The organism is Gilliamella sp. Nev3-1 (assembly GCF_001690435.1).
Lineage (GTDB): Bacteria > Pseudomonadota > Gammaproteobacteria > Enterobacterales > Orbaceae > Gilliamella > Gilliamella apicola_C.
In genome coordinates this window covers 114,196-126,175 of the sequence record NZ_LZHN01000040.1, presented here as the reverse complement: position 1 = coordinate 126,175, position 11,980 = coordinate 114,196, and the positions used below count along the sequence as shown (strand labels likewise).

The 11,980-nt window shown below is 35.2% G+C and carries 12 protein-coding genes and 1 tRNA gene; 1 reads left to right on the top strand and 12 read right to left on the bottom strand.

Annotated features, from left to right (window positions below; translation table 11 throughout):
* Positions 1-352: 352 nt before the first annotated feature.
* From nlpI to A9G40_RS06945, 12 genes are all read right to left on the bottom strand, one after another.
* Complete coding sequence (nlpI, locus tag A9G40_RS06995; protein WP_065567221.1) at positions 353-1,207, bottom strand: lipoprotein NlpI; 855 nt, start codon at positions 1,205-1,207, stop codon at positions 353-355.
* A gap of 26 nt (positions 1,208-1,233) precedes the next feature.
* Positions 1,234-3,348 (bottom strand): polyribonucleotide nucleotidyltransferase, encoded by a 2,115-nt coding sequence (gene pnp, locus A9G40_RS06990; protein ID WP_065582455.1) that lies wholly within the window; start codon positions 3,346-3,348, stop codon positions 1,234-1,236.
* Between the two features lie 313 nt (positions 3,349-3,661).
* Complete coding sequence (gene rpsO / locus A9G40_RS06985) at positions 3,662-3,931, bottom strand: 30S ribosomal protein S15 (protein WP_065567223.1); 270 nt, start codon at positions 3,929-3,931, stop codon at positions 3,662-3,664.
* A gap of 162 nt (positions 3,932-4,093) precedes the next feature.
* Entirely contained in the window at positions 4,094-5,017 is a 924-nt protein-coding gene (locus A9G40_RS06980; RefSeq protein ID WP_065567224.1) for a LysR family transcriptional regulator, read from the bottom strand.
* 196 nt (positions 5,018-5,213) lie between these two features.
* Complete coding sequence (locus A9G40_RS06975) at positions 5,214-5,966, bottom strand: TSUP family transporter (protein WP_065582454.1); 753 nt, start codon at positions 5,964-5,966, stop codon at positions 5,214-5,216.
* Positions 5,963-7,036 (bottom strand): chorismate synthase, encoded by a 1,074-nt coding sequence (gene aroC / locus A9G40_RS06970; RefSeq protein ID WP_065582453.1) that lies wholly within the window; start codon positions 7,034-7,036, stop codon positions 5,963-5,965. The genes A9G40_RS06975 and aroC overlap by 4 nt, the downstream gene beginning before the upstream one ends.
* Positions 7,037-7,066: 30 nt before the next feature.
* On the bottom strand, positions 7,067-7,960 hold the full coding sequence (gene prmB, locus A9G40_RS06965) for a 50S ribosomal protein L3 N(5)-glutamine methyltransferase (RefSeq protein WP_065582452.1): 894 nt from the start codon (positions 7,958-7,960) through the stop codon (positions 7,067-7,069).
* 147 nt (positions 7,961-8,107) lie between these two features.
* Positions 8,108-8,195: transfer RNA gene (locus tag A9G40_RS06960), tRNA-Ser, on the bottom strand.
* 74 nt (positions 8,196-8,269) lie between these two features.
* The gene (gene cydH / locus A9G40_RS15845) at positions 8,270-8,359 is read right to left on the bottom strand and encodes a cytochrome bd-I oxidase subunit CydH (RefSeq protein WP_141672040.1); all 90 of its coding nucleotides are present in this window, start codon (positions 8,357-8,359) and stop codon (positions 8,270-8,272) included.
* A gap of 25 nt (positions 8,360-8,384) precedes the next feature.
* Positions 8,385-10,469 (bottom strand): carboxy terminal-processing peptidase, encoded by a 2,085-nt coding sequence (gene prc / locus A9G40_RS06955; protein ID WP_065582451.1) that lies wholly within the window; start codon positions 10,467-10,469, stop codon positions 8,385-8,387.
* A 9-nt stretch (positions 10,470-10,478) separates the two neighbouring features.
* Positions 10,479-11,027 carry an RNA chaperone ProQ gene (proQ, locus tag A9G40_RS06950; protein WP_065582450.1) on the bottom strand — a complete coding sequence of 183 codons (549 nt, stop codon included), beginning with the start codon at positions 11,025-11,027 and terminating at the stop codon, positions 10,479-10,481.
* 69 nt (positions 11,028-11,096) lie between these two features.
* A complete protein-coding gene (locus tag A9G40_RS06945) occupies positions 11,097-11,453 on the bottom strand; it encodes a DNA-binding protein (RefSeq protein WP_065567230.1) in 357 nt (118 codons plus the stop codon).
* Positions 11,454-11,630: 177 nt separating this feature from the next.
* On the opposite strand from A9G40_RS06945, the gene A9G40_RS06940 reads away from it, so the two are divergent.
* The gene (locus tag A9G40_RS06940) at positions 11,631-11,894 is read left to right on the top strand and encodes a helix-turn-helix domain-containing protein (RefSeq protein WP_065567231.1); all 264 of its coding nucleotides are present in this window, start codon (positions 11,631-11,633) and stop codon (positions 11,892-11,894) included.
* Positions 11,895-11,980: the final 86 nt, after the last annotated feature.

The window sequence follows — 11,980 nt, the reverse complement described above, 5'->3', positions numbered from 1 at the left end:
TTTGAATATATAAACTTGTTTATTTCGTTGGCAAAGATATTAATATTTATGAATAAACATCAATAGTTAACTATCTTATTTTGCCAAGCAAATAAACAAAGCAAATATAAATTTATGCCAGCTCACTAAATTGAAAATTTACAACTAACCCCAATAACTAACTGCCGATATTGACTTAACAACGATTCGATATAAAACAAAATAGATTTAAAACAAAATAGATTTAAAACTAATTAACGTTTATATAATCGAAAATAAAGCTAACAGCATTATTCAATGTTAAGAATATATTACTGGCAAATCAGAATACGCTATAACGACATTTTCACTTTTAAAACTGGCATGACCCTTGTTACTTTTCTTCAAGTAACTTCATTTCATAGAGTGCCTGTTGATGTTCAACATAATTATAAATATTATTTGCTAAAGCATATTTAAATAACATTTTGGCACGCTCGTCGTCACCTTTACTTTGGTAATACTTACCTAAGTAAAAGTAGGCTTCACAAAGGCGTTCGGCTAACTGCCGATTACTCTCAACGCCTTCTTGAAGGTTTTGCATTAATTTAGGCTCACTTATTTTTCCTAAATAAAATGCAATAATACTACCACTGTAACTCGTTTTATCATTAATCAGCTCATAACGTTTTTGTAGCTCATTTTGCGCAGACTTATTGTCTGTTTCTTTTTCGATCAAATAAAGCCATAAAATCCTGATAGGTTCATTCACATCATATTGATAAAACTGCAATGCATCACGTTCTGCTGCTTGGTAATGCCCAGTGCGATACAAGGTAATTGCCCGATTTAAATAGGCATAAGCATAAGTAGGATCAAGCTCTAATGTAGTATTAAAGGACGTTAAAGCCTCATCAAAATTACCTTCTCGCAGAGCATAAGTTCCCAAAAAATTATAAACATCAGGAATTCCAGGGTTAAAATTTAACAAATAAGAAAAATCACTTTGTGCAAAAGCTTTAAACCCTAATGAATCGTAAACAATTCCACGCTGAAAAATGAGCTGCATACGCGTTGCAGTGTCAATATTTTTTTGAGATAGCTGTTGGCTGATCTGAGCAATTTTTAACTCATCATCATAAGAAACTTGCTCAGGAACAGCCAGCAGGAGCTGAGAGTTAGTACAACCCGATAAAAGAATAACAGCCAGTAAAAAGCAGTATACAGTCCTCAGGTTGAATAATCTCACTTTTATCCCCCTAGTGAATAATATGTTTATTCTGCAGTCGGAGCTACGTCTACCGCTGGCTCAACAGCATCTTTCATACTGAGACGGATTCTACCTTGGCGATCAATTTCAAGCACTTTGACATTGACTTCTTGGCCTACTTTTAGATAATCAGCCACTTTTTCGACTCGATGATCAGCTATTTGGGAAACGTGGACTAGCCCTTCCTTTCCACCGATAACAGATACAAAAGCACCAAAGTCAACAATTCTAGTTACTTTTCCTGTATAAATTTTACCTATTTCAACATCAGCAACCAAGTTAGTAATGCGAGCCATAGCATCTTTAGCTTTATTTCCATCAGAGGCTGCAATCTTAACGGTACCATCATCTGCAATTTCAATGGTTGTACCTGTCTCTTCGGTTAAGGCACGAATTGTTGCACCACCTTTACCAATAATATCGCGGATCTTATCTGGATTAACATTCATCGTATAAATACGAGGAGCAAATTCAGAAATCTCTTGACGAGGTTGATTAATTGCTTGCTCCATCACACCTAAAATATGCAAACGAGCACCTTTAGCTTGATTTAATGCAACTTGCATAATTTCTTTAGTGATACCTTCAATCTTGATATCCATTTGAAGCGCACTTACACCGTCACGGGTACCGGCTACTTTAAAATCCATATCACCAAGATGATCTTCATCACCTAAAATATCAGATAACACAACAAACTGATCGCCTTCTTTCACTAGCCCCATTGCAATACCAGCAACAGAAGACTTAATTGGTACACCGGCATCCATAAGCGCAAGCGAAGCGCCACAAACCGAAGCCATTGAAGACGAACCATTTGACTCAGTGATTTCAGAAACCACACGCACAGTGTATGGGAATTCTTCCTTACTTGGCATTACCGCAGCAACACCACGTTTAGCTAAACGACCATGACCGATTTCTCGACGTTTTGGAGAGCCGACCATACCTGTTTCACCAACAGAATATGGAGGAAAGTTATAATGAAGTAAGAAGCGCTCAGTATATTCGCCTGTTAACTCATCTATGATTTGTGCATCGCGTTCAGTTCCTAAAGTCGCCGTAACTAATGCTTGCGTTTCGCCACGCGTAAACAATGCACTACCATGTGTTCTTGGTAAAACATTAGTACGAATATCAAGTGCACGAATCATATCTTTTTCACGACCATCAATACGTGGCTCACCGGCAATAACACGTTGGCGAACAATTTGGCTTTCTAAATCGACAATAATATTAATCGCTTCGTTTTCATCAAGCTCTTCATTTTGTTCTTTTAACGTAGCTAATACTTCTTCTTTGATTAAATCAATTTGTGCATAACGCGCTTGTTTTTCGGTAATACGATAAGCTTCACCTAAACGCTCTTTAGCTAGCTCAACAATCGCATTATATAATGCTTCGTTTTTTTCTGGAGCTACCCAATCCCATTTTTCACAATTGGCTTTTTCTACAAATTCATTGATATTATCGATAACAATTTGTTGTTGTTCATGACCAAATACCACTGCGGCTAACATTTGATCTTCAGTTAGTAGATCTGCTTCAGATTCAACCATCAATACTGCACTTTTGGTTCCTGCCACAACTAAATCTAAACGACTTGTTGCTAGTTCTTTTACTGATGGATTTAATACAAATTCATCATTAATAAAACCAACACGAGCCGCACCAATAGGACCATGGAATGGTACACCAGACAAACAAAGTGCGGCAGAAGCACCAATCATAGCAACTAAGTCAGGGCTTACATCAGGATTGACTGACACAACTGTTGCAATAATTTGGATTTCATTAACAAATCCTTCAGGAAATAATGGACGAAGTGGACGGTCGATTAAACGTGCAATTAAAGTCTCGCCTTCACTTGGTCGGCCTTCACGTTTGAAAAATCCACCTGGAATGCGTCCCGCTGCATAAGTACGTTCTTGATAATTAACCGTCAACGGAAAAAAGTCTTGACCATCTTTTACTTTTTTATTGGCAACAACTGTAACAAACACAGCTGTATCATCCATATTGACCATAACAGCTGCCGTTGCTTGACGAGCCATAATACCAGTTTCTAAAGTTACTGTATGACGGCCATATTGAAATTTTTGAGATGTCGGGTTAAACAAAATAATGTCCTCTTGTTCTTTATTATGTTGAAGTTGGATATTTCGACTGGGAGTAACCTTACATTACTCTTATTGATATTCTCTTCAACAATGTGGGGGATATTTTCAACAAAAAGATTATTTCACTATCACGACTAATGACAAATCTATAAGTTATAGAGCTCTCATTAGTCGCGCGAAACATGAGATACAATCTTCACTTTGTTGAATTACATAAAATGTTAATTTTTATTTTCGTGCTCTACATTATATCAGAACGCTGTTTTTTCACAACGAAAAAGAGGCCTAAGCCTCTTTTCAAGTAGATTATGAATTAGCGACGTAAACCTAGTTTCTTAATCAATTGACTATAACGTTCAATATCTTTACGACGTAAATAATCTAATAATTTACGACGACTAGACACCATACGTAATAAACCACGACGACTATGATGATCTTTCTTGTGCTCAGAAAAATGACCTTGTAAATCATTGATACGCGCAGTCAAAAGAGCAACTTGAACTTCAGTTGAACCAGTGTCGTTAGTTCCTCGCCCATATTCGGCAACGATTTTCGCTTTAGCTTCTACAGTTAGAGACATAACAAACCTCTTAAAATCAAAATAAAATACGGAATGACCGATCTCTAATTCAGACATTCCTCGATATTCATATAGTAGCTATATTAGCAGCTATATGAATTACGCGCAATTATACTAGAATTTATTAAAATAGCAATTCGATTTATTCTTAATTTAACAACCTTATTTCAACTTAAAACCATATTCTTCTTGAATGAGTTTTTTAAGCGCTTCAATATAATTTTGCGCTGATATACTTAATTGCGCTTTTTGTGAGGTGATCCAGCCAATTAGGATTTTTTCTTCTACATCTAACGGTATTGATAAAATATCAGATCCATTTAAATCCGTACTTAACACCCCAGTGCTAATAGTATAACCATTAAGACCATGCAATAGATTAAACAACGTGGCTCTATCACTTACATGAATACTTTTTTTATGATAAACCGTACTTAAAATCTCTTCAGAAAAATAAAATGAGTTATACTCACCTTGCTCAAAAGAGAGGTAAGGGTAATCTTCTAAATCATCTAACGTTAATGATTTCATTTCAGCTAATGGATGGTGAGTACTGATAAATACATGAGGATGCGCTTCGAAAAGTGGATAAAATGTTAATCGATGCTCTTTTAGTAAACGTAAAATGACCTTTTGATTGAAATCCGTTAGGTATAAAATGCCAACTTCACTGCGCAAATTGGCAACATCGGTGATAATATCATGGGTTTTTGTTTCTCTTAAAGTAAACTCGTACTCATCAGTATGGTTTTTTTTAATTAAATTAACAAAAGCATTCACCGCAAACGCATAATGCTGAGTAGATATGCTACATAATTGCTTAGAAGGCTCTTTTTTGGAATAGTGTTGTTCTAATAACTCGGCTTGATCTAATACTTGCTTAGCATATCCTAAAAACTCAACGCCATCTGGCGACAAAGAAACACCTTTAGAGCTACGCACAAAAATTTCAATGCCAAATTCAGTTTCTAAATCTTTCACTGCCGTTGATAAACTCGGTTGTGTAATGTACAAATTTTTAGCAGCCTCATTAATTGAGCCGGAACGTGCAATTTCTAAAATATAACGTAGTTGTTGAAGTTTCATAATATCAGTTAATGCCTTAACACAAACTATCTTGCTTAACACAAATATATACTAAATCATATTTAAGTGAAGTAAATAATTGTTAACGTTTTTATACTCAAACACATACTTTCCTGAAAGTTTTTAACAACGATTTTGTTGTGCTATTGTAAAATAGTGATGAAAAATAAATAGTAATGATTAAAATGGTGAGCAATTAAAAGAAGTTTTCGTAAATTAATTTTATACTCATAAGCGTTGAAACAGTAATTAGCATAGGTCTGATTAATTTGCGACCTTTAGCAATGACCATCTTAGCACCAAGTCTTGCACCTATAAATTGACCAACTAACATGATAAGTCCAATTGACCATATCACTTCACCACCAACAATAAAAAACAGTAAACCAGCTAAATTTGAAGTGAAGTTTAACACTTTGGTATGTGCTGTCGCTTTAGTTAAATTAAAGCCTGCCAATGTAATATAGGCTAAAGCATAAAACGAACCAGCACCAGGTCCAAAAAAACCATCATAAAACCCAATACCCAAAGCAGGAACAAAAGCAAATTGGATAAGTGTAAGTTGGCTTTTTCGATCGTTTTCACCAATGGTTGGAGATAGTAAAAAATAAAGCCCAACTCCGATGGTTAAAATAGGCAATAATAGTTTCAAAAAGTCAACTTGGACATGCATCACTGATAATGAACCCATTGCAGAGCCAATAAAAGCAAAAGCAATTGCCCATTTTTGTTGTGTTAGATCCACCATGCGCTGACGAATAAAATATAAGCTAGCCGAAAATGATCCGCCACAACTTTGTAATTTATTTGTAGCCAATGCACTTGCAGGCGGTAAGCCAACTGCTAGTAAAGCTGGCACAGTTAATAAACCACCACCACCCGCAATTGAATCAATAAATCCCGCTAAAGTAGCAATGACAAACAGTAAGATAAGTAATTCATAGCTCATAGCTGATTTACATCGCTACATTGAGCTCGGTAACGTAAATAATGATCCATTAGCACAATAGCAACCATTGCTTCAGCTATGGGTACTGCACGTATTCCCACACAAGGATCATGTCGTCCATGGGTTGAAACTTCAACTTGTTCACCATAAATATTGATTGATTGACCAGCAATTTCAATACTTGGCGTCGGCTTTAAGGCTATACTTGCTAATATCGTTTGCCCTGAACTAATCCCCCCTAAAATACCGCCAGCATGGTTAGATAAAAAACCTTGCTTGGTTATTTCATCTCGATTTTCACTGCCTCGTTTATTAACAACTGCATAACCATCACCAATTTCAACGCCCTTCACTGCATTAATACTCATTAACGCATGTGCAAGTTCAGCATCTAATTTGTCAAATACGGGTTCACCAAGTCCTACTGGAACATTTTCGGCAACAATACAAACTTTAGCGCCAATTGAGTCGCCTTCTTTTTTTAGCGCTCTAAGTAACTGATCAAGTTCTTTTAATTTACTTTCATCAGCGCAAAAAAATGGATTTTGTTCAACTTGTTGCCAATCTTTTAATTCGCATTTTACATCGCCCATTTGAGCTAAATAACCACGAATAGTTACGCCAAGCTTTTCTTGTAGATACTTTTTAGCAATAGCGCCTGCAGCAACCCGCATGGCTGTTTCACGGGCAGAAGAGCGACCTCCACCACGATAATCGCGTATACCATATTTATTTTGATAGGTATAGTCAGCATGACTTGGTCTAAATACATCTTTTATTTTGCTATAATCTTGGGAGCGTTGATCAGTATTTTCAATAAGCAAACCAATACTTGTGCCTGTTGTAACACCCTCAAACACGCCTGATAAAATCTTGACTTGATCTGCTTCACGGCGTTGAGTGGTATAACGAGATGAGCCAGGTCGACGACGGTCAAGATCATATTGCATATCCGATTCAGTTAAAGCAAGTCCAGGAGGAACACCGTCAACAACGCATCCTAATGCGATGCCATGCGATTCTCCAAATGTGGTCACTTTAAATAATTTTCCAATTGAGTTTCCTGCCATAATAAATTTATTCCAATTATTAAAAACAGCTTATTTAAAACAGTAATGGTATTGAACCAGCGCTTCACGTGTGATTGAAAATACTCCCAGCCCACCATGCTTAGTTTCAATCCAATTAAAAGGTACATTGGGGTATTGTTGCTGTAGGCTAACCCAACTATTACCAACTTCACAGACTAATACACCCTCAGGTGTTAAATAATCTATCGCATCTCGTAAAATTCTTTTTACAAGATCTAAGCCATAAACGCCTGCCTCTAATGCTAATTTAGGTTCATATAAAAATTCGTCAGGCAAATCACTCATATCTTCACTATCAACGTAAGGTGGATTTGTGACAATGAGGTCATATTGTTTTACAGGCACATCATTAAATAGATCTGACAAAATAGGCGTAACTCGAAAATCCATTTCGTGCATTTCAATATTTGTTTGTGCAATATCTAATGCTTCTAATGAAATATCGGTGATATCAACTTGAGCATCGGTAAACTCATAAGCACAAGCAATGCCAATACAACCACTGCCCGAGCATAAATCTAAGATATTTTTAGGTTCAGCGGATATTATCTGTTTAAAATGGTTATCAATTAATTCACCAATAGGAGAACGAGGAATTAATACCCGTTCATCAACATAAAAAGCGTGCCCACAAAACCAAGCTTGATTAGTTAAATAAGGCGTTGGCACACGATCTTTAATGCGTTTATGAATAATCTCCAACAGTTGATTTTTTTCTTCATCGGTCAGATTTGCGGAATAAAATTCTGCAGGGACAAATAACGATAATCCTAATGTTGCCAAAATTAATTGTTTAGACTCATCAATAGGATTATCCGTACCGTGCCCTAAAAAGACATCTGATAGGCTAAGTTGTGATGCCGTCCAGCGTATAAAATCCTGAACAGTGCGTAAATTTTCCATAGTAGCTCCAAATAATCTAGGAGAGGAAGGTATTATTTGTTATTGTAGCTAGCGACCCTCAATAAAGAGAATTTGTTAAAGCAAACTTAACGATTACTTCTAACAATAATGTTGAACTAAGGTGTTCTATTCTTCAATAACAAAATATGGCGGTGAGGAAGGGATTCGAACCCTTGATACGTTGCCGTATACACACTTTCCAGGCGTGCTCCTTCAACCACTCGGACACCTCACCTAACTGTTAGAGCCAGCTTTTTTTTAAAGCAGGCTGCATACTATAATAATCACAAGATAATTAATCAAGCTTTTTTAATTCATACAAACAATAATACCAAATGTCGCTAGTACAGCTAGTATGCCAACTGTTGTGATCAATGCATATTTTAAATTTAAGCACATTATTATTACCTCCACTTATTTATTATTAGTTAGCCTTTTCGATCGGTGAATCAAACGAAATAATTTCGTTAATAGATTTATTGCTTTCAATTTTCGGATATTTAGGCACAAAATCAAGCAGTATCTCGATAGATTCATCTAAGTAAGCATCAGGTTGTTTATAATCTTTGGGTAAATCGTCTAATTTATTAATTGATGGTAAACCAGCCTTCTTTAAACGCTCATTCATTCTTTTCAAATCGCGTTCATCATTTGTTTTTTGTTCTGCTTCTCGTTTATTTTTATTAAGCGAAACAATATATTGGCGATCTTTTTGATCATTGAACCTTTTAATATCTTCATCAATATAAATAAATTCAGGATTTTTTGAAATTCTAGCCAAGTGCAATGATTCAAGCTCAGGTAACAGTAACTTGATATTGGCAAGAGTCAAATAATTAGCTGACGGTATTTTATCCCAAGGTAACGCATTATCTAAGAATCGTTCACCTGTCTTATCAGCATACTTCATTTTATTCATTTCAATATCTGGTTTAACACCTTTTAATTGAGTGCTTCCACCATTAATACGATAAAACTTCTGAATAGTGTATTGAGCTCCTCCCAATTCAGGCCAATTCGGGTGTAATCTCGCATCAACTGGATAAGAAATGTTACGAGATGTTTGTACAGTTCCTTTCCCATAAGTTGTTTCGCCAACAATTAATGCGCGCCCATAATCTTGCATAGCAGCAGAAAATATTTCTGATGCTGATGCACTATAGCGATTAACCATTACAACAAGCGGTCCGGTATATTCGATACCTTTATTTTTATCATCATAAGTAATGACTTTTTGCAAATTGTCTCGAACTTGAACAACAGGCCCACTATCAATAAACAAACCAGTTAAAGTGATAACTTCCGCTAATGAACCACCACCATTATCACGTAAATCAATAACCAGACCTTGCAAATTTTCTTTATTTGCTTTCGATAAAAGAGATTCCACTTTTTCGGTTAATCCCATGTAGAAACTCGGTATTTCAATAACACCTACTTTACCTCGTTCATTATTAATGATCTTTAATTTAGCTTCACGATCTTCAAAATGAATTTTATCACGAGTAAGCTCAATGATTTTTGCCTTACTATTATTACCAGCAGGTAAAATTTCTAATTTGACTAAAGTGCCTTTTGGACCACGAATTTTATCGACAATATCATCTAAACGCCAACCAATAACATCTTCTATTGCAGAACGGCTTTGACCTACACCAATAATTTTATCGCCTACAGAAAGTAGCTTACTTTTTTCTGCAGGTCCACCTGTTACAAAAGACATAATTACTGTATAGTCATCTTGCTGGCTTAACGTTGCGCCAATACCTTCAAATGATAAACTCATTTCAGAGTCAAAATCTCGTTTTTTACGCGGTGCCAAGTAGCTAGTATGGGGATCGATTTCTCTTGCAAATGCATTCATAAAAATCTGAAAAGCATCTTCATTATTTGATTGAACTATCGTCTTTAAAACACGATTATAACGTTTAGTCAAAACTTCGCGGATCTCTTTCTCATTTTTTCCTGATAAGGATAAACTTAATTCGTCATATTTAACACGCTTATTCCAATAAGTATTAAGTTCAGCTTCAGAAGTTGGCCAAGCAATGTCTTCACGATTAAAATCAACTTCATCATTGGTAGAAAAATCCATTGGGCGTTGTAAAACTTCAAGTGCATATTGATAACGGCTATAACGTTTTTGTAAAAAAAGATTATAAATGTCATAAGCTGTTTTTAAATTGCCATCAATTAATTCTTGCCCTAAAGACTCTTGCCTATTTCGAAAACTATCAACATCGCTTTGTATAAATATAAACTTATTGCCATCTAATAATTTAAAATAGCGGTCAAAAATCTGAGCAGAAAAAGCACCATCTAAAGCAAAATTACGATAATGTGATTGAGTAAAAAAATTAGTTACACGTTTAGCAACAACTTGGTGGATTTCATCTTGCTTCAAAACTGGGATTTGCTCTTTATTATTTTGTGGTTTTGCCTGAACATTTTGACCAGCAACACTCAAAATAAGGCCAAGAGCAATGATACCTTTCAGTAATTTATTCATTCAAATTCTCTACTTATTGATAATATGTTCAGGTTTAACCGTTAATTCCATACCTGCCCCAATCTTTACTTTAATCTGCTCTTTTTCAATATTAATTATTTGCGCTTTTATAGGTTTTTTACCTATTAAAACTCTAATAAAATCACCATTTTTTAGAATTTTAGTTTTTTTAGAGGGAGCACGAGTAGTTTTACGTTTTTCTTTTGCTTGTTCTTTAAAACGCTCTTTAGCCTTTTCCTTACTCTCTTTCAACTGTTGTTGAGCATGTTCCATCTGTTCTTGGCTAATCGCCTCACTTGGGTTTCCATCTAAATCAACGCGATTAACCCCTTCTTTTATACTGTATAAGTAACGCCAACTCATTGTGTATGCTCTCAGTGCAGCACGTAACTTAGTTTTACTTAGCGCTCCATTCTCGTTTAAGCGAGAAAGTATATCTTGAAAAATTCCAATCTTTAATGGTTTTGCTTCACCTTCAAGGGTAAAACAATTAGGAAATTGTTGAGATAAATAAACAATAATTTCTTTACTATTTGTTAATTGAAACTGACTTTCCATTGGTTATTCCATAGCAATTAAATTGAACTCTACATAGAGTTAAAGTATATCGCAGCTTACACAATAACACTAATTATCTTTTTTCTGTTTGTTAATAAAAGTAATAAATTCTTTAATACCATTTCGCATCAACCATGAAGCAACAATAGATTGCTCATCAACGGATAACTGTTCAAACGCAGTCATCCATAGTTGTAAAGGCTCGATCGGCGAAACGACATAACTAGCACTTTCTTCTTCAATATATAACGCTTTTTTAACATTAAGCGGTAAACTACCTATATGATATTCTACAGCCTTACCGCGAACACCAACTCTTTTTCGGGCTGTCCAATTTTCAGCTCTCGCTTTTCGATTAACCCCTTGTATCGTTGATGGCATCCCTGCAATATTTGATAGCTCTTTTGATGAGAACCACTCTTTCATTTTTACTATCCCATTTTAACAAAATAAGAAAAAGTTATAGAAATTAAAGAAACTTTGATACAATAAATAAGAAATAAAAATTATTATTAGCTAAAGTCCAATTATAAACTTACACGTTTTAGTAACATAAGAGCATAACATAGATATACAAGGTTATAAACTAAGAGGAAATAAAAAATGAAAATAAAGTCTAATGATTGGCATCCTGCAGACATTATTGCCGCCCTAAAAAAGAAAGGTACAACACTTGCAAATCTATCACGCCAATCCGGTTTAAGCTCATCAACGCTTAGCAATGCGTTAGTTCGCCCATGGACAAAAGGGGAGGTTATTATTGCTAAAGAATTAAATTTAGAACCTCACCAAATTTGGCCTAGCCGTTATATCGATCGAAAAACTAAGCAGCCAATAAAGCGAGTGTTGCGACAGAGTAAGGAATAAACTTTCAACTAAACCATAATAAAAAATGAACATAAAAACACTATTAAGAAAAAATATGGAAACATAAAGAAACAAAAATAACTGTT